Below are 26,811 nucleotides of genomic sequence, written 5' to 3' on the forward strand. Positions count from 1 at the left end.
GAAGAGGTGAACCCTCGGTGCAGCTCTAGAGGACGGCGATGGCCCGGTCGGTAGGCGCCACGGGTGCGGGCAGGATGGTGCTGCCCATCAGGTACTTGTCCACAGCTGCCGCAGCGGCGCGTCCTTCGGCGATGGCCCACACAATGAGGGACTGCCCGCGGCCGGCGTCGCCGGCCACAAAAACGCCCTCAGTGTTGGTCATGTAATAGCCGTCGCGGGACACGTTGCCGCGGCCGTCGAACTCAGCGTGGACCTGCTCTGTGATGCCTGCAGGTTCTGCACCGGTGAACCCCAGGGACAGGAACACCAGGTCTGCGGGGATGATCCGCTCGGTGCCGGCCTTGGGCAGGCGCTTGCCGTCAACGAATTCCGTCTCGGCAACCTTGACGCCGGTGAGCTGTCCGTTTTCGCCAACGAATTCAACGGTGGAGGCAAGGTAGGTCCGCTCGCCGCCTTCCTCGTGTGCGCTGGCCATTTCGAACAGTGTGGGGAACGTCGGCCAGGGTTGATGGCTGGCACGCTCTGCCGGCGGCTGCTTGCCGATGGCCAGGGTGGTCACCGAGGCAGCACCGTGGCGGTGGGCGGTGCCCAGGCAATCGGCTCCGGTATCGCCGCCGCCAAGGATCACCACGTGCTTGCCCTGGGCGTTGATCTGGTTCTCCACCGTCTCCCCCGCAACTACGCGGTTGGCCGGAACGAGGTAGTCCATGGCGAAGTGGACGCCGTGGAGGTCGCGCCCCGGGATGGGCAGGTCACGCGGAACGGTGGCACCCGTGCAGACCACGATGGCGTCGTAGCGCCTGCGCAGCTGCTCCCAGGTCACGTCCGTGCCAACCGCTACACCGGTGCGGAAGCGGGTGCCTTCCGACTTCATCTGCTCGACGCGGCGGTCGACCTGCTCTTTTTCCATCTTGAAGTCGGGGATGCCGTACCGCAGCAGGCCGCCGATCTTGTCGTCACGCTCGTACACGGCCACGGTGTGGCCCACGCGGGTCAGCTGCTGCGCGACGGCCAGGCCGGCAGGGCCGGAGCCGACGACGGCAACGGTCTTACCGGTCAGGCGTGCGGGCGGCAGCGGGCTGACCCAGCCGTTGTCCCAGGCTTCGTCGATGATGGAGACTTCGACCTGCTTGATGGTCACGGCAGGCTGGTTGATTCCCAGCACGCAGGAGGCCTCGCACGGGGCGGGGCACAGGCGGCCGGTGAACTCCGGGAAGTTGTTCGTGGCATGAAGGCGCTCGATGGCTTCCTCGCCCTTGTCCCGCCACATGAGGTCGTTCCACTCAGGAATGAGGTTGCCCAGCGGGCAGCCCTGGTGGCAGAACGGCACGCCGCAGTCCATGCAGCGGCCCGCCTGGGCCTTCAGCGTGCCCTTTTCCTGCGCCTCGTACACTTCCTTCCAGTCCATGATGCGGACGGGAACGGGACGGCGCGGCTGGGTTTCACGCTGACGTACTTTCAAAAATCCGCGTGGATCAGCCACCGGTTACCTCCAGGATTCGAGACCACACTTCTTCGCCGTCGGGGTCCAGGCCCTCTTCGATGGCGTCGAGACGGGTTTGCAGCACGGCCGCGTAATCGCGCGGCAGCACCTTGGTAATGCGGGCAGCGGTGTCATCGAAGTTCTCGAGGAGGCGCGCGGCCAGCTGGGAGTCAGTTTCTTCAACATGCTTGACCAGGAGGCCATGCACGATGTCGCGGTCTTCGGCGTCCAGCTCGCGGAGCTGGAGTTCACCGGACTGCAGTGCGTCCTTGTTGACCTTCGCAGTGTCCAGGTCCAGGACATAGGCGGTGCCGCCGGACATGCCGGCGCCGAAGTTGCGCCCGGTACGACCGATGATCAGCGTCTGGCCACCGGTCATGTACTCGCAGCCATGGTCACCGATACCTTCGGCGACGGCGGTGGCACCCGAGTTGCGGACCAGGAAGCGTTCGCCCACCTGGCCGCGCAGGAACATTTCACCGCTCGTGGCGCCGTAGCCGATGACGTTGCCGGCGATGACGTTCGTCTCTGCCTTGAACACGTTGGTGCGGTCCGGCCGGACGATGATGCGTCCGCCCGAGAGGCCCTTGCCCACGTAGTCGTTCGAGTCGCCGAACAGCCGCAGGGTGATGCCTGCGGGCAGGAAGGCGCCCAGGGACTGGCCGGCGGTGCCGTTCAGGGTGATATCGATCGTGTCGGTGGCCAGGACGTCCGTGCTGAACGTCTTGGTGACCACATGGCCCAGCATGGTGCCCACGGAACGGTCCGTATTGATCACGTCAACGGAGATCTTCACCGGGCTGCGGTCCGTCAGGGCCTCGGTTGCCATGGTGATGAGCCGCTGGTCGAAGTGCTTGTCCAGCTCGTGGTTCTGGCCGGTCATGTTCCGCAGCGGGGCGTCGTCGTCGAACTCCAGCCCGTGCAGGATCGGATCCAGGTCCAGCCCGTCGGCCTTCCAGTGGTTGACAGCCTCCCGGGCGTCAAGGACCTCAGCATGGCCGATGGCCTCTTCCAGGCTGCGGAAGCCCAGCTCGGCCAGGATCTCGCGGACTTCCTCAGCGAGGAACTCGAAGAAGTTGACCACGAACTCGGGCTTGCCGCTGAAGCGTGCCCGGAGTTCCGGGTTCTGGGTGGCAACGCCCACGGGGCAGGTGTCCAGGTGGCAGACGCGCATCATGATGCAGCCTTCCACCACCAGCGGTGCGGTGGCGAAGCCGAATTCCTCGCCGCCGAGCAGCGCGGCGATCACCACGTCGCGGCCGGTCTTGAGCTGGCCGTCCACCTGCACCACCACACGGTCGCGCAGGCCGTTGAGCATCAGCGTCTGCTGGGTCTCGGCCAGGCCGAGTTCCCAGGGAACACCGGCGTGTTTGAGCGAGTTCAGCGGCGAGGCGCCGGTTCCGCCGTCGTGGCCGGAAACCAGCACGACGTCGGCCTTCGCCTTGGTCACACCCGACGCCACGGTGCCGATCCCCACTTCGGAGACGAGCTTGACGTGTACGCGGGCGGAGGGGTTGGCGCGCTTGGCATCGTAGATCAGCTGCGCCAGGTCCTCGATGGAGTAGATGTCGTGGTGCGGGGGCGGGGAGATGAGTCCGACGCCGGGGGTCGAGTGCCGCGTACGGGCCACCCAGGGGTAGACCTTCTGCGCCATCAGCTGGCCGCCTTCGCCGGGCTTCGCGCCCTGCGCCATCTTGATCTGGATGTCGTCGGCATTGGTCAGGTAGAGGCTGGTGACGCCGAAACGCCCGGACGCAATCTGCTTCACAGCGGAGCGGCGCTTGGGGTCAAGCAGGCGCTCCACGTCCTCCCCGCCTTCACCGGTGTTGGACTTGCCGCCGAGCTGGTTCATGGCGATGGCCAGCGTCTCGTGGGCTTCCTGGGAGATGGAGCCGTAGCTCATGGCACCCGTGGAGAACCGCTTGACGATGCTGGAGACGGGCTCCACTTCTTCCAGCGGAACAGCGGGACGCTCGTTCTTGAACTTGAGCAGCCCGCGCAGGGTCATCAGGTTCTGGGACTGGTCGTCCACGCCCTTGGTGTAGGCCTTGAAGATGTCGTAACGGCGCTCACGCGTGGCGTGCTGCAGCCGGAAGACGGTCTCCGGGTTGAACAGGTGCGGCTCACCGTCGCGGCGCCACTGGTATTCGCCACCGCCCAGAAGCGGGCGGTGGGGCTGCTCGATGCCACCCTCGGGGTAGGCCATCTGGTGGCGCGCGGAAACTTCGGCCGCGATGACGTCCAGGCCCACGCCGCCGAGCTGGGAGTGGGTTCCGGCGAAGAATTCGTCCACCAGTTCCTGTCCCAGGCCCAGTGCCTCGAACGTCTGCGCGCCGGTGTAGGACGCCACGGTGGAGATGCCCATCTTGGACATGATCTTCAGGACGCCCTTGCCGAGGCCCTTGATGAGGTTGTAGACGCCGTCCTGCGGGGTGACGCCGGTGACGTCGCCGGCAGCAATCAGCTGCTCCACGGATTCCATGGCCAGGTAAGGGTTCACGGCAGAGGCGCCGTAGCCGATCAGCACAGCGACGTGGTGCGTCTCGCGGACGTCGCCGGCTTCGACCACCAGGGCGGTCTTGGTGCGGTTGGCGCTGCGCAGCAGGTGGTGGTGCACGGCGCTGACCAGCAGCAGGGACGGGATGGGCGCCCACTGTGCGTTCGAGTCGCGGTCGGACAGCACAACGTACTGCACACCCCGGTTGATGGCGCCGGAAACCTGCTCGCAGATTTCGGTCAGCCGGGCGCGGAGCGCGTTCTCGCCGCCTTCGGGGCGGTACAGGCCGCGGACCTTCATGGCGACCCGGTTGCCCTCGGCGTCCTCGATGTTGGCGATCTTGGCGAGCTGGTCGTTGTTGATCACCGGGAACGGCAGCTGGACCTGGGGCTGGCGGACCTGCTTGGTGTCCAGGAGGTTGCCGTTGGGGCCGATGGCACAGGTCAGCGACGTAACGAGCTCTTCGCGGATGGCGTCCAGCGGCGGGTTGGTCACCTGGGCGAAGGACTGCACGAAGTAGTCAAACAGCAGCCGGGGGCGCTTGGACAGCACGGCCACGGGTGTGTCCGAGCCCATGGCGCCAAGCGGTTCGGCACCGGTGCGGGCCATCGGGCCGAGCAGGATCTTCAGTTCCTCAGTGGTGTAGCCGAAGGTGCGCTGGCGGATGTTGACGGACGCGGCCGTGTGGACCACGTGCTCGCGCTCGGGAAGGTCGTTGAGGTCGATCAGGTTGTCCTTGACCCACTCCGCCCATGGGTTGGCGGCGGCCACCTCGGCCTTGACCTCTTCGTCGTCAATGATGCGGCCGGACTCCGTGTCCACCAGGAACATCTTGCCCGGGGACACGCGGCCCTTCTTGACCACCTTGGAGGCTTCGACGTCGATGACGCCCACCTCGGAGGCGAAGACGATCAGGCCGTCCTCGGTGATCCAGAAGCGGCCCGGGCGCAGGCCGTTGCGGTCCAGGGTGGCGCCCACGAGGTTGCCGTCCGTGAAGGAAACAGCTGCGGGACCGTCCCACGGCTCCATCAGCAGGGAGTGGTACTCGTAGAACGCACGCCGTGCCGGATCCATGGTGGCGTGGTTTTCCCAGGCCTCAGGGATCATCATCATGATCGAGTGCGTGATGGGGCGGCCGGAGAGCCAGAGCAGCTCGGCGACCTCGTCGAAGGACGCGGAGTCCGAAGCACCCGGGGTGCAGATGGGGTACAGCTCTTCCGGCGAGTCACCCAGCAGCGGGTTGGCCAGCTGCGACTGGCGTGCCCGCATCCAGTTCCGGTTGCCCTTGACGGTGTTGATTTCACCGTTGTGGGCGATGGTGCGGAACGGCTGGGCCAGCGGCCAGGACGGGAACGTGTTGGTGGAGAAGCGCGAGTGGACGATCGCCAGTTTGGTCTTGAACCGCTTGTCCGAGAGGTCCGGGTAGAACGGCTCCAGCTGGGCGGTGGTGAGCATGCCCTTGTAGACGATGGTCCGCGAGGACAGCGACGGGAAGTACACGCCGAACTTGTTCTGGGCACGCTTGCGGATACGCCAGGCGCGGGAGTCCAGTTCGTTGCGGTCCAGTTCCTCGCCGCTGGCGGATGCCAGGAACGGCTGGGAGAAGTAGGGCATGCAGGCGCGCGCCATGGCACCGACGAGGTCGGCGACGATGGGCACTTCACGCCAGCCGAGGACCTTCAGGCCCTCGTCAGCTGCGAGGCCCTCGATACCGGCCTTGGCGGCGTCGGCTTCGCGCTGCTCGGCGGGAAGGAACGCAGTACCGGCCACGTACTGGCCGGGCGCGGGAAGTTCGAACTCCGTGACGGCGCGGAAGAACTCATCCGGGATCTGCATAAGGAGGCCTGCGCCGTCACCGGTTCCCTCGTCTGCACCTACGGCACCGCGGTGCTCGAGGTTGCGCAGGGCGGTGAGGGCGGCGTCCACGATGTCGTAGCCGGGTTCGCCACGGAGGGTGGCGATGATCGCAAGACCGCAGGCGTCTTTCTCCTGCTCCGGGTTGTACAACCCGCGTGCCTCCGGCAAGGCCGCGAAGCGCTTGAACGGAGACATGGCAGTCTCAGGCTGATCCGGTTCAGACCAGCTGGGAGTGTGAAGAGTTTGGGTCATGGGAGACGTCCTTCCTCCTGATCGTGCGTATGGAAGGGACACCGTTGGCCCCACTCGTCGGGCGCCGCTCACATGGGCACAACAAAGTGTTACTTACTGGAAATTGTAGGTCAGCGTGGCCTGCTGAACTAACAGTTACGCAGGCCCCTGCCCCCGGGCAACACCAGCCAGCAACTCTGTGCTGGCCGGGGTGGCCCCGATGCCACGACACTGTGGTGTTTGGGAGCTTCGAGCGGTGGCTCTGCTGCCCTGTCTGGCCGCGCGTTACTGCGTAGCGCCGGCTTCCGGCGCGGTTCCTGTGGCTGTGCTGCCGGAACGTCCGGCAGCGGTTGCGTCGGGTTCCGGCTTGGGGCCGGCCGGCGCAGCCTCGGCCTCTTCCGTGGGGACGGAAGCACGCCGGGAACCGCTTTGGTTATCAGGGAGATTATCACGCGATTCACTATCTGAGACAACAGGGTCCGTATCACGGACCGAATCGCCGGCACCTGCTACGTCCCCTGCGCCCTGCTTTTCCGCGGGTTCACGGCCCGGAAGATAGGGGCTGTCAGCGTCCGCCGGCTTCTTTCGACCCAGCAGGATGAACGCCGTCAGCGCGGCCAGGAATACGAAGATGCTGGTCCAGACATTCAGCCGGGTGGTGATGCCAAACAGGGAGATCTGCTCAGCGTCGTCGATCCGCATGGCTTCGATCCAGACCCGGCCCAGCGTGTAGTACATGGCGTAGAGCCAGAACAGCCTGCTGCGGCGGAAGTTGAACTTCCGGTCCAGCGCGAGCAGGATGACGACGCCGGCCAGGTTCCACAGCGATTCGTACAGGAACGTGGGGTGGAACAGGGTGTCCGCGGTCACTCGGGCGGGGAAGTTGGGGTTGTCCGCGTCGATCTGCAGCCCCCAGGGCAGCGTGGTGGGGCCGCCGAAGAGTTCCTGGTTGAAGTAGTTGCCCCATCGGCCCACGGCCTGGGCCAGCAGCAGCCCGGGTGCGGCGGCGTCCAGGAAGGCGCTCAGCTTGACCCCGCTGCGGCGGCAGCCGATCCACGCACCCACAACGCCAAGCACCACTGCGCCCCAGATGCCCAGGCCTCCGCGCTGGATCTGCGGGATCAGGGAGAGGTCGCCGGTGCCGTCAAACCCGGGGCCAAAGTAGGCATCCGGGGACGAGACCACGTGGTAGAGGCGCCCGCCGATGATGCCGAAGGGAATAGCCCAGACCACGATGTCCCAGACACTGCCTTCAGGGGCGCCGCGCCTGGCCCAGCGCACGGAGGTCAGCCACAGGCCCACCACAATGCCAGCCAGGATGCACAGGGCGTAGGCGTGGATGCGCAGCGTTCCCCAGGGCAGGGGAATGTCGAACCCGGACCAGTCCGGGCTGGGAATGCTGGCCGGCACCAGGGCCGCGGCCTGAAGGAGCGTCTGCATTGGATTAGGCTTCTTCCCTGGTCAGGCCGGTTTCCCGCGTCAGGCCAGTGCTGAGGTCCTTGGTGAGCGCGGCGACGGCCTCCACGCCGCCGTCGCGGATTGCGGCCACCAGTGCGGTGCCCACGATCACGCCTTCCGCGTAGGCGGCGATCTCGCGGACCTGTTCGGCAGTGGAGACGCCGAGTCCTACGCACACACGCTCCGCACCGGCAGCATGAGCCGCGGCTACGACGTCCTTGGCAGCAGTGCTGACGGAGGTGCGGGCGCCGGTGACACCCATGATGGACACGGCGTAGACAAAGCCGCGGCTGGCATCCACTGTGCGCTGCATGCGCTCAGTGGTGGAGGACGGCGCCACGAGGAACACCCGGTCCAGGCCGTACTTGTCTGAGGCTTCCATCCACTCCGCGGCCTCGTCCGGGATGAGGTCAGGGGTAATGAGCCCGGCTCCCCCTGCTTCGGACAGGCGCCGTGAGAACTCATCCACACCCATGCGGATAACCGGATTCCAGTAGGTCATTACCAGGACTGCGGCGTCGGTTTTGCTGGTGATGCCTGCCACCACATCAAAGACCTGGCGCACGTGGAAGCCCTTGGCCAGCGCCTCGGTGGTGGCGGCCTGGATGACCTGGCCGTCCATCACCGGGTCCGAGTACGGGATACCGATTTCGATGAGGTCGGCGCCGTTCTCGGCCAGGGCGATGCCCGCGGCGATGGTTTCCTCCACGCTGGGGTACCCGGCGGGAAGGTAGCCGATGAGGGCGGCGCGGCCTTCGGCGCGGGCCTTGTCAATGGCCGCGGCCGACTTGCTGATGGTCTGTGCGGTGCTCACAGCTGCTCCCCCTCTTTGCCGATTTCAGACTCGGCGGAATTCTTGTCCAGCAGGTCGAACCATTCGGCTGCGGTGGCCACGTCCTTGTCGCCGCGGCCCGACAGGTTCACGATGACGATTTTGTCCTGGGCGTTGCCACCGGTTGCTGCGGCTTCGGCGGCGAGCCGCTGCCCCACCTTGATGGCTCCCGCCAGCGCGTGCGCGGATTCGATGGCCGGGATGATGCCTTCGGTGCGGCACAGGAGCCGGAAGGCTTCCATGGCCTCGCTGTCCGTGATGGGCTCGTAGCTGACCCGTCCAATGTCGGAGAGGTACGAGTGCTCGGGTCCCACGCCGGGGTAGTCGAGGCCGGCGGAGATCGAGTGGGACTCGATCGTCTGGCCGTCGTCGTCCTGCATGAGGTAGGAGCGTGCGCCGTGGAGTACACCGGGCTTGCCGAGCGTGATGGTGGCCGCGTGCCGGCCCGTTTCCACGCCGTCGCCGCCTGCTTCGAAGCCGTAGATCTTCACGGACGGGTCGTCCAGGAAGCCGTGGAAGATGCCGATGGCGTTGGAGCCGCCGCCGATGCACGCACAGACGGCGTCCGGCAGCCGGCCTTCCTGGTCCAGGATCTGGGCGCGGGCTTCCTCGCCGATCACCTCATGGAAGTAGCGGACCATCGCCGGGAACGGGTGGGCGCCGGCGGCGGTACCGAGGAGGTAGTGGGTGTTGTCCACGTTGGCCACCCAGTCGCGCAGGGCGTCATTGATGGCGTCCTTGAGCGTCTGCGAGCCGCTGGTGACGGGGATGACCGTCGCGCCAAGGAGCTCCATCCGGGCAACGTTCAGTGCCTGGCGGCGGCAGTCCTCGGCCCCCATGTACACCACGCACTCCAGGCCCATCAGGGCGGCGGCGGTGGCGCTGGCCACGCCATGCTGGCCGGCGCCGGTCTCGGCGATGACGCGGGTCTTGCCCATGCGCTTGGCGAGCAGCGCCTGGCCCAGGACGTTGTTGATTTTGTGGGAACCGGTGTGGTTCAGATCCTCGCGCTTGAGGAAGATCCGTACTCCCCCGGCGTGCTCGGAGAAGCGCTTGGCTTCGGTCAGCAGCGAGGGCCGGCCGGAGTAGTTCTTGTTCAGGTCCGCGACCTGGGCGCGGAAGTCAGGGTCATCCTTGGCCTTGTCGAACGTCTCTTCAAGCTCGTCCAGGGCTGCAATGAGGGACTCGGGCATCCAGCGCCCCCCGTAGCTGCCGAAGTACGGCCCCGGGGCGTGCTTCAGGGAGCCGCCCTGCAGGAATGCTTCCGCGGCGTTGTTGTCAGCGTTAACCGAGGGTGCGTCAGCCATCAGTCCCGTCCTGTTCCAGTAGATCGTTCAGTAAGTGTTGCGTTCCGGCGGGGCCGGAACAAAAAACCGTCATGCGGCTGCAGCCCCTGGCCACGGTCCCGTGTCCACGGGCGTTGCATCATCCCCGGGCGGCGATGGCGGCGGCGCCTGCCGCCGTGAACTCAGCAATCCGCTCCCGCGGCGTGGAGTGGCTCACCAGGGCCTCCCCCACCAGGATTGCGTTGGCGCCGCTGGCGGCGTAGTGCGTCACGTCCTCCACGCCGCGGACACCGGACTCGGCCACCACGAGGGCCTCAACCGGAATCAGGCCCGCCAGGGACGCGAAAACGGAACGGTCGACGTCGAGCGTCTTCAGGTTGCGCACGTTGACGCCGATGATGCGCGCCTGGGCGGCGACCGCCCGCTCGATTTCCTCTTCCGTGTGCGTTTCAACGAGCACGTTCATGCCCAGTTCCCGGCTCAGCGCCGAGAACTCGTTCAACTGTGCATCGGAGAGCGCCGCCACGATCAGCAGGATCAGGTCCGCGCCGTGTGCCCGGGCTTCCCAGATCTGGTACTCGTCGAGCGTGAAGTCCTTGCGCAGCAACGGCACGTCCACCGCGGCACGCACGGCGTCCAGGTCCGCGAGGGACCCGTTGAAGCGGCGCTGTTCGGTGAGGACGCTGATGACGGCGGCTCCGCCGTCGGCATACTGCTGCGCCAGGGACGCGGGATCGCCAATGGCGGCGAGGTCACCTTTGGAAGGGCTGCGGCGCTTGATTTCCGCGATGACTTTCAGCTGCCCACGCGACGGGGAGGTACCGCCAAGGGCGGCCCAGGCGTCGCGGGCGGGTGCCGCGCCCTGGGCCAGGTCCTTCAGTTCGGCCAGCGAAACGAGGCGTTTCCGGGCGGCCATATCCTCCCTGACACCGGCGTTGATGTCATCGAGAACAGTTGCCATCAGTGGCCGGAGTTCTTCAGCTTGCTGCCTTCGACGCCGTAGCCTGCCTTGCGCATAACGTAGCCGAGGATGAGGCCGACGACCATCACGGCGGCTCCGGCGATGAAGATGGGGGTGCTGGCGATAACGAAGGCGATTGACGCGATGAGGGCGCCCACCAGCATCACGATGACGCAGGTCCAGGCCGCGGGGCTGTTGCCGTGGCCGAGTTCCTGGCTGTGGTCAATGGCGCCGGGGGCAACCGTGCGGGTGCCTGACTTGGAAACGGACGCAGGTGCTTTGCTCATGGAAAATCTCCTCAGGGTGGATACTGCTTACATTCTGCCATTTTTTGGCTGCCCGCCGCGTATCGGACGGCCTGGCCGGCCGGCGGGCGCAGCGGCATGGACTGTTTAGGTGGGATCGTCGCCGCGGGAGAGCCTGTCCCAGCTGTCGATCTCATCAACCGGACCTGACGTGGCGGCGTTGCTGCCGGCGGCCGGCGCGTCATATTTGGTCCGGGTCTTCCAGTACCGGCCCGCCGGGATGATGAGCAAGGCGGCGAAGGCGAGCAGGCAACCGGCGACGACCGCGAGGACAGGAAAAGCCGTGACCGCCACCTGCGCCTGGCTGCCGGTGACGCCGGTCGCGGCAGCAATGGCCCCCTGGGCTGCCGCCAGCGGATCGGCCAGGACCGTGGCCGCTGCGGCAACAATGCCGGCCGAGGCCAGGACGATGATGCCGGTGATGATCCACCGGGCGATCCTGCCGGCGATGGCGGCTGCCAAGCCGCCGGCGAGGGCCACGAGCGCCAGCGCCGTTACCGCAGTGGCGGCTTTGCTGCCCTGGACCTCCAGCGCCGATTGGGCGCCACCGGCCTGGCCCACCTGGTTCGGGTCCAGGGTGACAGTCATCCATGTCTGGGTGGTGGTGCCGAATACTCCCAGCGCCAGGACGGCGACCAGCAGCACCAGCGTGGATTTGCGGGCCCAGGCCGGCGTGGCAGGCCGCTTTTTTGACGTCCCGGCCTGATCTGCTTCCGGCCCCGCACCCCCGGGGACAACGGAACCCGACATCAGGAGTCGGTCCCGCTGGGGAGGGATTCCGCAGAGATGTTCTGCAGCGAGCCTGCGGTGTGCACGGCGCGGAGGGGGGCGGCGGCCTTGTTGACGGTTTCGAGGGCTTCGGTGGGGTTAACTGAATCAGCCACGATGCCGCCGCCGGCCTGGACATATGCCCGGCCTTCGCGCAGCAGCGCGGAGCGGATGGCGATGGCCATGTCCATGTCGCCCGCGAAGTCGAGGTAGCCCACCACACCGCCGTAGATACCGCGGCGGTGCGGTTCGAGCTCGTCGAGCAGTCGCAGGGCGCGCGGCTTGGGGGCGCCAGACAGGGTGCCTGCCGGGAAGGTGGCCTTCAGCACGTCGTAGGCTTTGGCCTGCGGGGAGAGCTGACCCACCACGGTGGATACCAGGTGCATGATGTGACTGAAGCGCTCCACTTCCATGAACTGGGTGACATCCACCGTCCCGGCGACGCATACCTTGGAGAGGTCGTTGCGGGACAGGTCCACCAGCATCAGGTGTTCGGCGCGTTCCTTCTGGTCCGCGAGCAACTCCTCGGCCAGGGCCTTGTCCGCCTCCACCGTTTTGCCGCGCGGGCGGGATCCGGCGATGGGGTGGGTGATCACCTCTTCACCGGTCACGGTGACCAGAGCCTCCGGCGAGGATCCCACGATGGAATACTCCCGGCCCTCGGCGTCCTCGAGGCTGAAAATGTACATGTACGGGCTGGGGTTGGTGTTGCGCAGGACCCGGTAGACGTCCAGGGCGGAGGCCTTGCATTCCATCTCGAAGCGGCGGGAAATGACCACCTGGAACACTTCGCCGTCAACGATGGCTTCCTTGCCGCGGTCCAGGGCTGCCAGGTACTCGGCTTCGTCCCACCGTTCCTGGACGCTGGACGCGAAATCCAGCGCGGCGGGCGCGAGCACCGAAACGGGCTGGGCTACGGGGGTGCTGACTGTGGCGAGGAGCGCCTTGACCCGGGCGACGGCGTCGTGCCAGGCCTCGTCCACCCGTTCGGAACTGTCGTCGAAATTGATGGCGTTGGCGATCAGCAGCACCGTGCCGTCCACGTTGTCGTGGACAGCCATGTCCGTGACGAGGTTCAGCGCCATCTCCGGCAGCTGGAGGTCGTCCTCGGGCGGGCTCACCAGGCGTTCCCAGTGCCGCACCGTTTCCCAGCCGAGGAATCCCACCAGGCCGGAGGTGAACGGCGGCAGGCCCTCGAACCTGTCGGTACGCAGGGCTTCGATGGTGTCCCGGATGGCGTCCACCGGGCTTCCGCCCACGGGGACCCCAACGCGGTGGCTCCCCCAGCCAGTGCGCGTTTCCGTCCTTGGTGGTCAAGGTTGCCCGGGAGCGGGCGCCGATGAAGGAGTAGCGGGACCATGCCCCGCCCACGGCAGCCGACTCCATGAGGAACGTCCCGGGCTGCCCCTGCGCGAGCTTCCGGTAGAGACCGATGGGCGTTTCAGCGTCGGCGAGTACTTTGAGCCGGACGGGGATGACTCGGCTGTGGCCGGCCAGTTCCCGGAACTCCTCGAGGCTTGGGCTGATGGTTCCAAGGTCCTGCATGGCTATGCTGTTCCGCCTGTTCTCGTCGGTGCCGGTTCTGGTTCTGGTGGTGCCGGTGCTGGTAAGGCCTGCTCCGGCTCGTGGTGCTGTGCCTGCACGGGTGGCAACCCCTCCCCCTGCTTACCGCAGAATGCCTGCGGTAAGGGAAATTCAGAGCGCGTTGCCTGTGGTGACAGCGAGGTCCCGGCCGTCGAAGCAGGTGCGGGTGCCGGTGTGGCATGCGGCGCCCACCTGGTCCACGCGCACCAGCAGTGCGTCGCCGTCGCAGTCCATGGCCACGGATTTGACCCACTGCACGTGCCCGGAGGTGTCTCCCTTACGCCAGTACTCCTGGCGGGAGCGGGAGTAGAAAGTGACCCGCCCGGTGGTCATGGTGCGGTGCAGCGCTTCATCATCCATCCAGCCAAGCATCAGCACCTCGTTGGTGTCGAACTGCTGCACGACGGCGGCCACCAGCCCTGCGCTGTCACGCTTCAGCGCGGCGGCCAGGTCGGACGGCAGCGGACTGGCCGCGGATGCAGCGGCGGGAGTTCCCGCCGGGCCGGGCAAGGGCGTTGCGGGCAGGGCGGAAGCAGGGGTGGGGACGGGGGCAGGCTGCTCAGACATCAGGTCAAGTCTAGTGCCTTTGCCATGCCCGGATTCGTGTGTGAACGACGGCACGCCAGCCCCGGTAGCTGCGCTGCCCAACTGCGCGGGTGTCGTGCTAGTTTCACAAGTGATGCATTTCGTCGATCCGTCCCGAGAAGTCCTGGCCGAAACCCTCCTTGCGGCCGGTCCTGACGCGCCCACACTCTGCAAGGGCTGGCGCACCAGGGACCTTGCCGCACACCTTTACCTTCGTGAGCGTAAAGCCGCTGTTGGACTCGGGCTGATCATCAAACGCCTGGCCAAGGCATCGGACCAGGCCACGGCCAGGATGGCAGCAACGCTGACCACGCCCGAGTCGTACACGGGACTCGTGAACACGTTCCGGGCAGGCCCGCCGGCGCTCTCCCCCATGAAGATCAAGGCCCTGGACGAAAGCTCCAACCTGATCGAATACTTTGTGCACACCGAGGACGTCCGCCGTGCAGTGGACCGCTGGGCGCCCAGGGCGCTGGATGAGGCCTATTCGGAAGCACTGTGGGATGAGCTGGTGAAGCGCGCCGCCATCCTGTACCGGGGCGTGGACCTCGGGATCGTTCTGGTGCGGCCCTCCGGCCCCCGGCACGTGGCCAAGCGCGCCCCTGTTTCGGTGGCCATCGTCGGCGAGCCCGGCGAGCTGCTCATGCACGCCCACGGACGGACCCGCCACGCCCTGGTCACCTTCGAAGGCCAGCCGGACGCCGTCGCACTCCTGCAGTCAGCTGAAGTGGGGCTTTAGCGCTTCCACAGGCTCAACCGCCGGCGGTGGTTGAGCCTGTCGAAACCCAGCTGTAATCAGCGGACTTCGAAGCCTGCTTCGCGGATTGCCTTTTTGACCTGGGACATCATGTCGTCGGGGCCCCAGTGGAAGATGGATGCCGCCAGGACGGCGTCTGCACCGGCTGCGACGGCGGGCGGGAAGTGCGCGGGCTCCCCGGCACCGCCGGACGCGATGATGGGCACCTTGACGGCGGCCCTGACCAGCTTGATGAGTTCGAGGTCGAAGCCGTCCTTGGTACCGTCGGCGTCGATGGAATTGAGCAGGATCTCCCCCACTCCGCGGTCCGCGGCTTCCTTGGCCCAGGCGACCGCGTCGATCCCCGTGCCAGTGCGCCCGCCGTGAGTGGTCACTTCGAATCCCGACGGCGTGGGCTGGGACCCAGGGCGGGTGCGGCGGGCGTCCACGGACAGGACGAGGACCTGGGAACCGAAGTGCCGCGTGATCTCGTCGATGACGTCGGGCCGGGCCACTGCCGCGGTGTTGATGGAGGCCTTGTCCGCGCCGAACCGGAGGAGCTTATCCACCTCGGCCACGCCGCGCACGCCGCCGCCGACCGTAAGCGGGATGAACACTTCCTCGGCAGTCCGGCGGACCACGTCGAAGGTGGTTTCGCGGTTGCCCGAAGATGCGGTGACGTCGAGGAACGTCAGTTCGTCGGCCCCGGCGTTGTCGTATCGGTGGGCAAGCTCCACGGGGTCCCCGGCGTCGCGGAGGCCCTCGAAGTTGACGCCTTTGACGACGCGCCCGGCGTCCACGTCAAGGCAGGGAATGACGCGTACGGCTACTGCCATGGGAAACTCCTGGGAATTCTGTGGTGGATGTCGGCTGCGCTGGATCCGCTGGGCGGAATCAGATGCGGCAGGCGTGGATGCTGCTGACCAGGATGGCGCGGGCCCCGAGGTCGTAGAGCTCATCCATGATCCGGTTGGTTTCCCGCTTGGGCACCATGGAGCGGACCGCCACCCAGTCCGAGTCACGCAGCGGCGAGACCGTGGGTGATTCCAGGCCCGGCGTCAGCGAGGCAGCCTGTTCCACGAGTTCCTTGCGGATGTCGTAATCCATCAGGACGTACTGGCGCGCCACCAGCACACCCTGCAGGCGGCGGATCAGCACCTCGATCTCCTTGGCCGTGCCGTTCGCAGCACCGCCATTGCCGCTGCGCCGGATCAGGACGGCCTCGGACTTGAGGATCGGATCGCCGAAGATTTCCATCCCGGCGGCCTTGAGGGTATTTCCGGTTTCCACGACGTCGGCAATGGCGTCGGCCACCCCCAGTCGGACGGAGGACTCCACGGCGCCGTCCAGGCGGACCACCTTGGCGTTGATGCCCCGCTCGGCAAGGTAACCGCGGAGCAGGCCGTCATAGCTGGTGGCCAGGCGCTTGCCCTCCAGCTCCTCAACCTTGGCGAAATCCCCTACCGGACCGGCAAAGCGGAAAGTGGAAGCCGCGAATCCCAACGGAAGCAGCTCCTCCGCCTCCACCTCGGCGTCCAGCAGCAGGTCGCGTCCGGTGATGCCGACGTCGAGCGTTCCCTGGCCCACGTAGACAGCGATGTCGCGGGGGCGGAGGAAGAAGAACTCGATGTCGTTGTCGGGGTCCACCATCACCAGCTCACGGGTATCACGGCGCTGGCGGTATCCGGCTTCGGACAGCATCGCGGAGGCGGCTTCGGACAGGGAACCTTTGTTGGGGACGGCTACTCGCAGCATGGGGAAATCTTTCTGGTGTGGAAATGTCTAGGTGTTCAAGCAATGCAGGCCACGGCAGGCACCGGCGGCACGAGGCGCGCCGGACCGGTGGCTACAGATGCTTGTAGACGTCTTCCAGGGTCAGGCCTTTGGCGAGCATCAGAACCTGCAGGTGGTACAGCAGCTGGGAGATTTCCTCGGCCGCCGCTTCATCGGATTCATATTCGGCAGCCATCCACACTTCGGCTGCTTCTTCAACGACTTTTTTGCCGATGCCGTGCACACCGGAGTCCAATTCAGCGACGGTGCGGGAGCCTTCCGGGCGGGTGGCTGCCTTCTCGCTGAGCTCAGCGAACAGCGTCTCGAAATTCTTCACGCCCTCCAGCCTACTTGCTGCGGCCCACAGGGCGCCTGTCGGGCGGTTGCATGACGGGCGCGATGTGAGTGAACACACACGCGCCCGCCACCTTCAACCTGCTAGCTGCTGTACTGCTTCAGCAGCACGGCGGTGGCCAGCGCTGCGGTCACGGCCTCGTGGCCCTTGTCTTCCTTCGAGCCGGGGAGTCCGGCACGGTCCAGGCCCTGCTGCTCGGTGTCGCAGGTCAGGACGCCGAAGCCCACCGGAACACCGGTGCGCACGCTGACGTCGGTGAGTCCCGACGTCGCGGCCTGGCAGACGTACTCAAAGTGCGGCGTGCCGCCGCGGATTACTACGCCGAGGGCCACCACGGCGTCGAAGTGCGGTGCGAGGCGCGCGGCTGCCACCGGCAGCTCAAAGCTGCCCGGCACCCGCAGGACGGTGGGCTCGGCGATGCCGGCGTCCTTGGCGGCGCGCAGGGCACCGTCCAGGAGGCCGTCCATGATTTGGGTGTGCCAGCTGGCTGCGATGATCGCCAGCTTCAGCTGGGACGTTTCGGCCGGGTTGAGGGTGGTGAGGTCAATCTCGGGGGCGCCGTGTCCGCTCATAGGTCAGTACTGTTCCGTTCAGCTTTGTTCGTTCGTCGGTCTTGTTGGTTCGTCAGTCTTGTTCGTGGTCAAAGGCACGGCCCGGCGTGGTGACAGGCACTGCACCACCCAAGTGGGAGTCAAGCACCAGGCGGTGCTCCATGCGGTCCTTTTTGGTCTGCAGGTACCGGATGTTCTGGTCGCGTGAGGGCACCTCGGTGGGGACCATTTCCACCACCTTGACGCCGGCCTTCGCCAGCCTGTTCTGCTTGTCCGGGTTGTTGCTCAGGAGCCGCACCTCATGCAGCCCCATTTCAGCCAGCACTTGGGCGGCTGCCTTGTAGCACCGGGCGTCGACAGGGAGACCGAGCTGTTCGTTGGCCTCGACCGTGTCGAAGCCGGCTTCCTGCAGCGCGTAGGCCTTGATCTTGTTGGCGAGGCCGATGCCCCTGCCCTCCTGCCCGCGCAGGTACAGCAAGGTGCCGCCGTGCTCGTGGATCATTTCCAGCGCATAGGCCAACTGCTCGCCACAGTCGCAGCGGTATGAACCGAAGACATCCCCGGTGAGGCACTCGGAGTGGAGCCGGACCAGGGGTGCCTTTCCGTCCTTGGGCGGGTTCGGGGAGCTGACCGCGAGGTGCTCATGGCCGGTGACCAGGTCAATCCACGCCTGGGCGACGAAGTCACCGAAAGCCGTGGGCAACTGCACGATGGGTCCGCCGCTGACGGGATGGGGTACGCGGCCGTTCCCCGATTCGGGCCGGTGGTGGCCGTTACCCGATTCGGTCAGGTGGTGGCCGTTACCCGATTCGGACAGGTGGTGGCCATTGCCTGAATCGGACAGGTGGTGGCCGTTACCCGAAGCTCCGGAAGCCGTCATCGTATCTCCTCTTCTTCGCCCGCGCGTCCTGCCCGGGTATTACCGTCAGCCGATGTGCCCGCTGCTTCGAGGTAGGCCACCAGGTCCTGAATGGAGATCAGTGGGCATCCGTGTTCAGCAGCGAAGGCACGGAGCCCGTCCAGCCGCATCATTTCGCCGTCGTCGTAAACAACTTCGGCGATGACAGCCACAGCTTCCAGGCCGGCCAGGCGGCACAAGTCTACGGCGGCTTCAGTGTGGCCGGGACGTTCCCGCACACCACCGTCAACCGCGCGCAGCGGGAAAATATGCCCGGGGCGCGTTATGGACGACGGGACGGACTTCGGATCCGCGAGTACGCTGGCCGTCAGGGCCCGGTCCGTGGCGGAAATTCCGGTACTGACGCCCGTGGCAGCGTCGCAGGAAACGGTGTACGCGGTGCCCTTCGCGTCTTGGTTGACTTCCACCATCGGGGGCAGCGCCAGGGCATCGGCCCGTTCGCCGGAGAGCGGAACGCAAATGACGCCGGAACTGTAGCGGATGGTCCATCCCATCAACGCCGGGGTGGCGAACTGGGCGGCGAAAATGATGTCGCCCTCGTTTTCCCGGTCCTCGTTGTCTACCGCCAGCACGGGCTTGCCGGCGGCCATGGCCTGCACCGCTTCCTCGATGGTGTTCAGCCGCACGGGAGCGCCTTCCTGGGGATGGGGGCCGGCAGGGGCGGCCACCTTGGGTTCGACTCGGACGGCGGCGTTCATCGTGTTTCTCCTTCAGCGGCGGGCGCTGCCGTGCTGAACGCCAGCAGGCGTTCGGTGTATTTGGCCAGGACGTCAACTTCAAGGTTCACGCGGCTGCCGGTGACTTTGGTACCGAGGCCGGTTTCGGCCAAGGTCGTGGGGATCAACCCCACCTCAAACCACGGCTCCTGCTCTGCGGCGGGGCTGACGGCCGTCACGGTGAGTGATACGCCGTCGATGGCAATGGAACCCTTTTCGGCAATGTAGCGGGCCAGGTTCGCGGGTACGCCGAAACGGAGCCGTTCCCAGTTGCCCAGGGGCTCGCGCTCCAGCAGCGCGCCAACACCGTCCACGTGGCCCTGCACTACGTGCCCGTCCAGCCGTCCACCTGCAGGAACGCAGCGTTCGAGGTTGACCGAGTCGCCCGCTGCGAGTTCGCCGATGGTGCTGCGCACCAGGGTCTCCCCCATCACGTCCACGCTGAATTCCTTGCCGTCGATTTCGGTGGCAGTCAGGCAAACGCCGTTGACGGCGATGGAGCCGCCCAGGGCGAGCCCCTCGGTGGTGGCCGGTGCTTGCAGCCGCAGCGTGGCGCTGGCGTCGCCGTCCTTTTCCACGGACAGGACCTGCCCCTGCTCGGCAATAATTCCGGTAAACATCAGTAGCCTCCCTGGGCTTCTTCCGCGGTGGCGCGGGACGGTTGTGGGTCTAGGGCAACAGTGCGTTGCGGTCGGAGGTGGAGTCTGAGGTCACGGCCAAGGGTCCGGACGGCGCCGCCGTCGGACGGGTCCCACTCCCAGTGCTGTGCATCAGCAAGGGTGGTGATCCCCAGGCCCGTGAGGGCGGGAGTTCCGGAGCCGAGCAGTGTGGGAGCCAGATAAACCATGAGTTCGTCAACCAGCCCGGCGGCGAGGAATGCGCTGAGGATACGTGATCCACCCTCCACCATCAGGTGGCGGATTCCGCTCCCGTACAAGCTGGACAGGGCCTCCCGGGGGTCGCGGGTGGGCAGATGCACCACCAGGCCGTCGCTTCCGTGGATGGCGGCGTCGGCTGGAATGCTGCGCAGCCCCATAACGGCCCGCACGGGTTGCTTGGCAACCTGGGTGCCTTCAGCATCCCTCGCGGTGAGGCGCGGGTTGTCCACCAGCACGGTCTGGGTGCCGACGAGGATGGCGTCGATGCGCCCCCGGATGGCATGGTTGTCCGCGAGGGATTCCGGGCTCGAAATCCACTGGCTGGTGCCGTCCTCCGCAGCGATGCGGCTGTCCAGCGTCTGGGCGATGTGGAGGGTGACGAACGGACGCTTTGCGGCCACCGCCTCAAACCACTGGCGGTTCAGGTCCAGCGCTTCGCCGGCACCGAGTCCGCTGCGGACACTCACGCCGGCTTGGCGAAGGGTGGTTGCGCCTCCCGCCGCGGGATCATGCGGATCGTCCACCGCATAGATCACGTCCGTGATGCCGGCGTCAATGATCGCCTGGGCGCAGGGTCCGGTGCGGCCGATGTGGTTGCAGGGTTCAAGGGTGACCAGCATGGTGCAGCCGGAAAGATCGATCCCGGCAGCAACTGCCTGCGCAATGGCATCCACCTCGGCGTGGGCGGTACCGGCGCCGCGATGGAAGCCCGTGACGAGTTCGCGGCCCTCAGGATTGACGACGACGGCACCCACCAAAGGGTTCGCACCGCGGGGGCCGTTGAGGGCCGCCTTCAGGGCGGTCGCCATGGCGGTGGTCTCGGCAGCGGTAAACGCTGTGACCACTCCGGCCGTCACGCGGCAGCCTCGATGGGTGGGCCGGCAGGCACGCCGGCAGCAGGAATAGTGGCCTCAAAGAGCCATCGCAAACGGTTCATAATGCTTGTGTCGTTCCTTCCCTCTCGAACCGCGATGGCTCCGGGGGTATACGACAGCAGAAGGCCGCGGCGTCGCAGGACGCCGCAGATACAGCTGTACGTGCTTCTCTCATCCAGACTTTAACTGTCGGTACCGGAATTTCACCGGTTCAACCGTCTGCCGGTGTCCTCCCGAAGGAAAGCACCGGCTCGCGGGTCGCGGACTGTCACCGCCGGTTCGGACTTACACCGACCCCGGAGCACGTATGTGTGTTGCTATTGTGCCATAACGAGCGAGGGCTCCCCGCTATTCCGCCGCGGAACGTAACGTTTCGCTTCCCGCCTGGCGTAACCGGTCAATGGCGGCAGCGGGGTCCTCGGCACCATACACGGCGGAGCCGGCGACGAAGACGTTTGCACCCGCCTCTGCCGCGCGGGTAATGGTGTCCTCGGTAATGCCGCCGTCCACCTGGATGGCCACACTGATGCCCGAACCGTCGATGGCTTTCCTGGCGCGCCGGATCTTGGGCAGGGTCACGTCCAGGAACGACTGGCCGCCGAAGCCCGGTTCCACCGTCATGATCAGCAGCATGTCCAGCTCTGACAGCATGTCCAGATACGGCTCCACCGGTGTGCCCGGGCGGAGTGCCATGCCTGCCTTCGAACCCCTTGCCCGCAGTTCGCGTGCCAGCTTGATGGGGGCGATGGCGGCTTCAGCGTGGAACGTGACGGAGGCCAGGCCGGCATCGGCGAAGCCGGGCGCCCAGCGGTCCGCATCGGCAATCATCAGATGCGCATCGAGGGGCACTGGGCTGACTGCCTGGATCCGCTGCACTACCGGCAGCCCGATGGTGAGGTTGGGCACAAAGTGGTTATCCATCACGTCCACATGCACGGCATCGGCATTGCTGATGCGCTTGAGCTCCGCCTCAAGGTTGACGAAGTCGGCAGAGAGGATGCTCGGGTTGATGCAGCATTGCGTCACAGGGACACCTTTCACGGGGCAGGACTGCTGGAGTCAGTGCTTTTGACGGCACAGGAACTTCTACGGATCAGGGCTCTAAGAGAATCAGTGACGTTGGCGGATCAGGGCTTCTTGCGGATCAGGGCAAGGAACATGGCGTCGGTACCGTGGACGTGGGGCCACAGCTGGGCCGTGGACTCGTGCCCGGCGCCAAGGTTCCCGGTCAAACTCACGCTGTCCAGGACCTGCCCGGCCTCCAGCAGTTCGAGGTCATCGCGTTTGCGGAGTGCATCGGTGACCACGGCGGTGGTTTCGGCAGGGTGGGGCGAACAGGTCACGTAGGCGACCACTCCACCCGGGCGGACAGCAGCGAGTGCCGACGCGAGCAGCTCGCGCTGAAGCGGGCCCAGATCGGCCAGGTCCTTTGGCGTGCGGCGCCAGCGCGACTCGGGCCGGCGCCGAAGCGCTCCCAGCCCGCTGCAGGGAACGTCGACGAGTACCCGGTCGAAAGTTTCCGGCTTCTCGGTGCCCACGTCGCGGCCGTCGCCGGTCCGGACCTGCCATGTTTCGCGGGGTACGGCCGAGAGCGCCTGGCTGACCAGCTTGGCCCGGTGTGGGGCAGGTTCATTGGCCAGCAGCGTGGCACCCCTTTGGCTCGCCAGGGCACCGAGCAAGGCGGCCTTGCCGCCCGGTCCAGCGCACAGGTCCAGCCAGGCCTCGCCGTCGTTTGTCCTGCCAGCCGCCTCAGCAGTGTCAGCCCCTTCAGCTCCGACAGTGCCGGCCGCGTTGTCCCCGCCATGGCCGCCGATGTCAACGGCGGCCATGGCGCGTGCCACCAGCTGCGAGCCGACGTCCTGCACCCTGGTGCTGCCCTCCCTTACGGAGGCAAGCCGGCCCAGATCCCCGCCACTGGAGAGAGCGGAACCTTCCACCAGTTCACCGGGAGTGGCTCCGTTCTCAAGGGCCTCATCGAGGCTTCCGATGCCGGGCAGGGCCACCAGGTTGACCACCGGGGCGGCGTTGTCGGCCTCCAGGAGGTCGTTGATTTCCGTGGCTGGACGCCCATGGGCCACCAGCGACTGGCGCATGGCGCGGACGATCCACTCAGGATGCGCGTAGCGGAGGGACGCCGTCTTGGTCTCGTCTGTCTCTCCGCCGGTCAGCAGCTCGAGCCACTCTTCAATGGGATGCGCAGCGACCTTGCGCAGGACGGCATTGATGAGGGCTGAGGGTCCCGCGCCGATGACCGCGCGGGCCAGTCCGACGGTCTGGTCCAGTGCTGCGTGCGCTGGAACGCGCATGGCCAGCAGCTGATGGACTCCGAGCCGGAGGGCGTCCAGGATGGCCGGATCCAGCTGGTCCAGGGGACGGTCCACGCACCGGGCCAGGATAGCGTCGTATGTTCCTTGGCTGCGCAGTGCCCCGTAGCTGAGTTCTGTTGCGAACCCGGCGTCGCGTTTATCCAGTCCGTGGTGCCGGATCCGCGCCGGCAGTACCAGGTTGGCGTACGCGTCCTCGGCCGCCACGGCCCGCAGGACTTCGAACGCCACCAGCCGGGCGGGGTCGGCCCGGCGCGTCCGCTGGGAAGGTGCGCTGTCAGTAAAGCTGCGCTGGGACGCACGGTTCCGTTCCCGCCCCTTAGCGTTGCGGTTGCTGGAATCGCGCGGTCCGCCGTTGCCGCGGCCGCCGCTTCCTCCGCGCTGGCCGCCGCCCTGGCCACCCCCTGAGCCGCCGCTTCCGCCCCGCTGGCCGCCGCCTGAGCCGCCGCCGCCGGCTCTTCCCCGACCGCCTTGGTTGTCGCCGGAACCGCTCATTCGAACACCACGCTTTCAAGGGAAGCCATGCCACGTGCCCAATCGGCAGCGGCCATCATTTTTTTGCCGGCGGGCTGGACCCGGGTCAGCTCCACGGCGTGCGAACCGGTTCCCACCAGAACGCTCTTGCCTTGGACGGACACGGCGCCGGGCACCAACTGTGGAACATCCGGCCGCAGCCGGACGGGTTCCAGCTTGATGCGCTGGCCTTCCAGCACTGTCCAGGCTCCCGGTTCCGGAGTGACTCCCCGCGCCTGCCGTCCGATGGCCAGGGCCGGGTGTTTCCAGTCCAGGCGGCCGTCCTCGAGGGTCAGCTTGGGTGCCAGCGAGACTTCACCGGTCTGCGGCACAGCGGCGGCCTTGCCGGCCTCGATGGCGGACAGGGTCTGGGATAGCAGCACGGCGCCGCTGCGGGACAGCCGTTCCAGCAGTTCCCCGGCGGTGTCTTCGGGGCCCACCGTTTCTGTCAGGGTTCCGAACCACGGGCCCGGTGTCCAGGCCTTCCTCCAGCTGGAAGGTCACAGCGCCGGTGACGTCGTCGCCGGCCATCACGGCACGCTGGACAGGTGCGGCGCCGCGCCAGGCCGGAAGGAGGGAGAAGTGCAGGTTGATCCACCCGTGCCGCGGGATGCTGAGTGCAGCCGGAGGAACCAGCCCGCCGTAAGCCACGATCGCCGCGACATCCGGGCTGGCAGCGGAAATCCTGGCCATGGTGTCTTCGTTGATCCGGGCAGCGTGAATAATCTCGATCCCGAGCTCGGCGGCCCGGGCGGCCACCGGCGACGGAGTGAGCACGCGCTTCCGTCCGATTGGCGCGTCCGGCCTGGTAAGGACCGCGACAACGTCGAATCCTGCTTCAACGAGCGCGTTGAGGGACGGGACGGCGACGGCGGGGGTTCCCGCGAAGAGGACCCTCACCCGTTGGTACCGGCGGCTCCGCCACCGAAACTTGACCCGGAAGCTGCACCGCCGAAGCTGGAACCCCCGAAACTGGAGCCGACGGTCCTGGCGCGCTTCGCCGTCGTCTGTTCCGTGATGGAGTCGTAGTTGGCGTTGCGGATGGAACGCAGGGCCGCCTTGCGGTCCTCCCCCTCAAGCCGGTCCGTGTAGAGGATCCCGTCCAGGTGGTCGTTCTCGTGCTGGAAGCAGCGTGCCAGCATCCCCTCGCCTTGGAGGGTGACGGGGTTGCCGTGCATGTCCACGCCGGTGACCCGCGTGGCACGGTATCGCTTCACCGGGAAGCCCAGGCCCGGGATGGACAGGCAGCCTTCCACGTGGTCCGGCTGGAAGTCCTCGCTGTTTTCCAGCACCGGGTTGATGATGTGCCCTTCCACCCCGTCGATGCGGTAGGTGAAAACGCGCTTGCTGACGCCGATCTGGGGTGCGGCAAGGCCGGCCCCGTCCACGTCCTCCATGGTTTCGGTCATGTCCGCCACCAGCCTGGCCAGCTCAGGCCCGAAATCCGTCACAGGATCGGCAACTGTGCGGAGCACAGGGTCACCGATGATGCGGATATTCAGAATAGCCATGCGCTGTTTTTCCTTACGGTAGGCGGCAAAGGGGACCCATCCAGTTTAGGCGCAGACAACTCCGGGGCTGTCCGCGCCCGGCATTCCTAGGCGGGCTGTACCTGTGCGAGCGGCGGAGGGGCAATGGGCAGGAGCGCCGTACCAGCTGAGGTGGTGTCCGCAGACAGTTCCCAGACTCGCCGGAGGGCGCAGAACTTCCACCAGTGGTGCTTGAGGACGTCGGGGTTGGCGCGGACGGGACGGACCTCGGTCTCGCCAATGGCCACCGCCAGCAGGACGGGGTTTTCGCCGAACTTCCAGGGTTCCCAGGTCCCTTCTTCCGGGTCAACCAGGCTCTCCTCCGCCTTCATGCCGGCCACGAGCTGCATAACCACCTTGTCGTCGAGCGGTTTGACCTGGCCGTCCCTGGTGGTGCCCTTGGTTTTGTAGTCGATCAGGCAGATCCGGCCGTTGATCCGTGCCACCAGGTCCAGGGTTCCGGCGTAGCCCACCGAGTTGTTCCAGACGGTGATCTCGGGGGCGATGGGCTCAACCTTGAACAGCTCCCACCATTCGTCAAACCGGACCGCGAAGGCTTCTTCGCCGTTGGCTGCCAAGGCTTCGCGCGCTTCCTTCATGCCGTGGGGACGGCCCAGGGCCCGCAGGGCAACCTGCTCGCAGTAGAAATGGACGCGGTCCCCGCGCTTGGCGGCATCGTCACGGTAAGTTTCAGCCGCCTTGGCCGCACGGTTGACGGCCTGCTTGATTTTGGCCGGGCTTCCCAGGCAGTCGGCCAGCAACGGATCTTTGGCCAGGCTGCTGGCGCCCATGTATCCAAACCAGCCATCAAGCCCGTGCGGCTGCTGGCCGATCACAGTGGTGATGGACGGCGCGGAGAAATGCTCGGAGGTGGACCGGGCGTACATCCGCCCATAGTCCGTGGCGTGGGCAAGAAGTGGAGCTGTCATAAGAAAAACTCTTTCACAAGGGGCTGACAGAATGTCCGCGCGCACAAAAAAGGTCCGTTTCCGCTGCAGATGAGCGGAAACGGACCAATATGCGGTGGGCGATACTGGGTTCGAACCAGTGACCTCTTCGGTGTGAACGAAGCGCGCTACCACTGCGCCAATCGCCCTGATGCATTTGAATGTTAGCCGACCTTCCGGCCATTTCGGAAATCGGCCCGGAGTCGCGGCACAAACGCCAGCCAACCAGGGGCACGCGGCGGTCCATGTTGGAGCGGCGAACCGCAGGGATGGTCCGCTTGCGCTGCCCCTCCCTAGCAGCCGGGGCACCCACAAAGCCTCGTGTCGCCGTCGCAAATTACATGCCTGTAACTTCGGAAGATCCGCGCTATTACTGGGATGCAGCCCCATTATGTCCGCCGCGCCCGGGGCCGATTTGGAGAATCCCGGAACCTCCTATATTGTTTTTACTCGTTGGAAAGCGAGGAAATGCCGGGAACGGCAGCGAATCAGCCCTCCAAAATGCGGACGTAGCTCAGCTGGTAGAGCACCACCTTGCCAAGGTGGATGTCGCGAGTTCGAATCTCGTCGTCCGCTCGCAGGACACTGTCATGGCAAAGGTTCCTCGGAACCGGCGCTAACACGGTGGGTTGGCCGAGAGGCGAGGCAGCGGCCTGCAAAGCCGTATACACGGGTTCGAATCCCGTACCCACCTCGGTGAAAACCATGGTTTCCGGATAACTTCCGGATGAACATGGGCGATTGGCGCAGCGGTAGCGCGCTTCCCTGACACGGAAGAGGTCACTGGTTCGATCCCAGTATCGCCCACCAAGCAAGGAAACTTGCTTCATGCAGTCCCCCGGCCCCGG

At 66.4% G+C, this 26,811-nt stretch carries 22 protein-coding genes, 4 tRNA genes, 2 pseudogenes and 1 riboswitch; of the genes and pseudogenes, 4 read left to right on the forward strand and 24 right to left on the reverse strand.

Annotated features, from left to right (window positions below):
- Window positions 1-25: 25 nt before the first annotated feature.
- The 10 genes and pseudogenes from QF047_RS12030 to hisI all read right to left on the reverse strand — a co-directional run bounded on the left by QF047_RS12030 (window position 26) and on the right by hisI (window position 13,829).
- Window positions 26-1,483 carry a glutamate synthase subunit beta gene (locus QF047_RS12030; RefSeq protein ID WP_307277288.1) on the reverse strand — a complete coding sequence of 486 codons (1,458 nt, stop codon included), beginning with the start codon at window positions 1,481-1,483 and terminating at the stop codon, window positions 26-28.
- Window positions 1,476-6,089 (reverse strand): glutamate synthase large subunit, encoded by a 4,614-nt coding sequence (gene gltB / locus QF047_RS12035; protein ID WP_307277290.1) that lies wholly within the window; start codon window positions 6,087-6,089, stop codon window positions 1,476-1,478. Before gltB ends, QF047_RS12030 begins: the two co-directional genes overlap by 8 nt.
- A 264-nt stretch (window positions 6,090-6,353) precedes the next feature.
- Window positions 6,354-7,508 (reverse strand): prolipoprotein diacylglyceryl transferase, encoded by a 1,155-nt coding sequence (gene lgt / locus QF047_RS12040; protein ID WP_307277293.1) that lies wholly within the window; start codon window positions 7,506-7,508, stop codon window positions 6,354-6,356.
- Window positions 7,509-7,512: 4 nt separating this feature from the next.
- The gene (gene trpA / locus QF047_RS12045) at window positions 7,513-8,340 is read right to left on the reverse strand and encodes a tryptophan synthase subunit alpha (RefSeq protein ID WP_307277295.1); all 828 of its coding nucleotides are present in this window, start codon (window positions 8,338-8,340) and stop codon (window positions 7,513-7,515) included.
- Complete coding sequence (gene trpB / locus QF047_RS12050; RefSeq protein ID WP_307277298.1) at window positions 8,337-9,665, reverse strand: tryptophan synthase subunit beta; 1,329 nt, start codon at window positions 9,663-9,665, stop codon at window positions 8,337-8,339. The genes trpA and trpB overlap by 4 nt, the downstream gene beginning before the upstream one ends.
- Before the next feature lie 118 nt (window positions 9,666-9,783).
- Window positions 9,784-10,605 carry an indole-3-glycerol phosphate synthase TrpC gene (gene trpC / locus QF047_RS12055; RefSeq protein ID WP_306633145.1) on the reverse strand — a complete coding sequence of 274 codons (822 nt, stop codon included), beginning with the start codon at window positions 10,603-10,605 and terminating at the stop codon, window positions 9,784-9,786.
- Window positions 10,605-10,892, reverse strand: coding sequence for an HGxxPAAW family protein (locus QF047_RS12060; RefSeq protein WP_306633143.1), 288 nt, complete (start codon window positions 10,890-10,892; stop codon window positions 10,605-10,607). Before QF047_RS12060 ends, trpC begins: the two co-directional genes overlap by 1 nt.
- Window positions 10,893-10,997: 105 nt before the next feature.
- The gene (locus tag QF047_RS12065; protein WP_307277302.1) at window positions 10,998-11,660 is read right to left on the reverse strand and encodes a Trp biosynthesis-associated membrane protein; all 663 of its coding nucleotides are present in this window, start codon (window positions 11,658-11,660) and stop codon (window positions 10,998-11,000) included.
- Window positions 11,660-13,223, reverse strand: a pseudogene (locus tag QF047_RS12070) (anthranilate synthase component I). Before QF047_RS12070 ends, QF047_RS12065 begins: the two are co-directional and overlap by 1 nt.
- 150 nt (window positions 13,224-13,373) lie before the next feature.
- Window positions 13,374-13,829: a phosphoribosyl-AMP cyclohydrolase gene (gene hisI, locus QF047_RS12075; RefSeq protein WP_307277305.1), complete on the reverse strand. Its 456-nt coding sequence runs from the start codon at window positions 13,827-13,829 to the stop codon at window positions 13,374-13,376.
- 112 nt (window positions 13,830-13,941) lie between these two features.
- On the opposite strand from hisI, the gene QF047_RS12080 reads away from it, so the two are divergent.
- On the forward strand, window positions 13,942-14,586 hold the full coding sequence (locus tag QF047_RS12080; RefSeq protein WP_306639043.1) for a TIGR03085 family metal-binding protein: 645 nt from the start codon (window positions 13,942-13,944) through the stop codon (window positions 14,584-14,586).
- 56 nt (window positions 14,587-14,642) lie between these two features.
- Here QF047_RS12080 and hisF read toward each other — a convergent pair whose 3' ends face one another.
- The 14 genes and pseudogenes from hisF to QF047_RS12150 form a co-directional block, all read right to left on the reverse strand.
- A complete protein-coding gene (gene hisF, locus QF047_RS12085; RefSeq protein ID WP_306633139.1) occupies window positions 14,643-15,419 on the reverse strand; it encodes an imidazole glycerol phosphate synthase subunit HisF in 777 nt (258 codons plus the stop codon).
- Between the two features lie 58 nt (window positions 15,420-15,477).
- A complete protein-coding gene (hisG, locus tag QF047_RS12090) occupies window positions 15,478-16,338 on the reverse strand; it encodes an ATP phosphoribosyltransferase (protein ID WP_306633138.1) in 861 nt (286 codons plus the stop codon).
- Between the two features lie 91 nt (window positions 16,339-16,429).
- Complete coding sequence (locus QF047_RS12095; RefSeq protein ID WP_015936881.1) at window positions 16,430-16,693, reverse strand: phosphoribosyl-ATP diphosphatase; 264 nt, start codon at window positions 16,691-16,693, stop codon at window positions 16,430-16,432.
- 101 nt (window positions 16,694-16,794) lie between these two features.
- Window positions 16,795-17,283, reverse strand: a complete 489-nt coding sequence (gene ribH / locus QF047_RS12100) for a 6,7-dimethyl-8-ribityllumazine synthase (RefSeq protein ID WP_307277309.1) — start codon at window positions 17,281-17,283, stop codon at window positions 16,795-16,797.
- A gap of 52 nt (window positions 17,284-17,335) precedes the next feature.
- Window positions 17,336-18,142 (reverse strand): GTP cyclohydrolase II, encoded by an 807-nt coding sequence (gene ribA / locus QF047_RS12105; RefSeq protein WP_307277311.1) that lies wholly within the window; start codon window positions 18,140-18,142, stop codon window positions 17,336-17,338.
- The gene (gene ribB, locus QF047_RS12110; RefSeq protein ID WP_306633131.1) at window positions 18,139-18,879 is read right to left on the reverse strand and encodes a 3,4-dihydroxy-2-butanone-4-phosphate synthase; all 741 of its coding nucleotides are present in this window, start codon (window positions 18,877-18,879) and stop codon (window positions 18,139-18,141) included. Before ribB ends, ribA begins: the two co-directional genes overlap by 4 nt.
- Complete coding sequence (locus QF047_RS12115; protein ID WP_307277313.1) at window positions 18,876-19,517, reverse strand: riboflavin synthase; 642 nt, start codon at window positions 19,515-19,517, stop codon at window positions 18,876-18,878. Before QF047_RS12115 ends, ribB begins: the two co-directional genes overlap by 4 nt.
- Window positions 19,517-20,584, reverse strand: a complete 1,068-nt coding sequence (gene ribD / locus QF047_RS12120) for a bifunctional diaminohydroxyphosphoribosylaminopyrimidine deaminase/5-amino-6-(5-phosphoribosylamino)uracil reductase RibD (protein WP_307281915.1) — start codon at window positions 20,582-20,584, stop codon at window positions 19,517-19,519. The genes QF047_RS12115 and ribD overlap by 1 nt, the downstream gene beginning before the upstream one ends.
- A 224-nt stretch (window positions 20,585-20,808) precedes the next feature.
- A riboswitch (FMN riboswitch) is annotated at window positions 20,809-20,959 on the reverse strand.
- Window positions 20,960-20,998: 39 nt separating this feature from the next.
- On the reverse strand, window positions 20,999-21,676 hold the full coding sequence (rpe, locus tag QF047_RS12125) for a ribulose-phosphate 3-epimerase (protein ID WP_306633126.1): 678 nt from the start codon (window positions 21,674-21,676) through the stop codon (window positions 20,999-21,001).
- Between the two features lie 101 nt (window positions 21,677-21,777).
- Entirely contained in the window at window positions 21,778-23,469 is a 1,692-nt protein-coding gene (locus QF047_RS12130; RefSeq protein ID WP_307277316.1) for an RsmB/NOP family class I SAM-dependent RNA methyltransferase, read from the reverse strand.
- A pseudogene (gene fmt, locus QF047_RS12135) lies at window positions 23,466-24,387 on the reverse strand (methionyl-tRNA formyltransferase). Before fmt ends, QF047_RS12130 begins: the two are co-directional and overlap by 4 nt.
- Window positions 24,384-24,998 carry a peptide deformylase gene (gene def / locus QF047_RS12140; protein ID WP_307277318.1) on the reverse strand — a complete coding sequence of 205 codons (615 nt, stop codon included), beginning with the start codon at window positions 24,996-24,998 and terminating at the stop codon, window positions 24,384-24,386. Before def ends, fmt begins: the two are co-directional and overlap by 4 nt.
- A gap of 86 nt (window positions 24,999-25,084) precedes the next feature.
- Window positions 25,085-25,945 carry a cytochrome gene (locus QF047_RS12145; protein ID WP_307277322.1) on the reverse strand — a complete coding sequence of 287 codons (861 nt, stop codon included), beginning with the start codon at window positions 25,943-25,945 and terminating at the stop codon, window positions 25,085-25,087.
- Window positions 25,946-26,040: 95 nt separating this feature from the next.
- A tRNA-Val gene (locus tag QF047_RS12150) sits at window positions 26,041-26,112 on the reverse strand.
- A gap of 354 nt (window positions 26,113-26,466) precedes the next feature.
- Between QF047_RS12150 and QF047_RS12155 the strand changes: the two genes are divergently transcribed.
- The 3 genes from QF047_RS12155 (at window position 26,467) to QF047_RS12165 (ending at window position 26,773) form a co-directional block, all read left to right on the forward strand.
- Window positions 26,467-26,539 (forward strand) — tRNA-Gly (locus QF047_RS12155).
- Between the two features lie 47 nt (window positions 26,540-26,586).
- A tRNA-Cys gene (locus tag QF047_RS12160) sits at window positions 26,587-26,657 on the forward strand.
- A gap of 41 nt (window positions 26,658-26,698) precedes the next feature.
- A tRNA-Val gene (locus QF047_RS12165) sits at window positions 26,699-26,773 on the forward strand.
- Window positions 26,774-26,811: the final 38 nt, after the last annotated feature.

This window comes from Arthrobacter sp. W4I7, assembly GCF_030816215.1.
Lineage (GTDB): Bacteria > Actinomycetota > Actinomycetes > Actinomycetales > Micrococcaceae > Arthrobacter > Arthrobacter siccitolerans_A.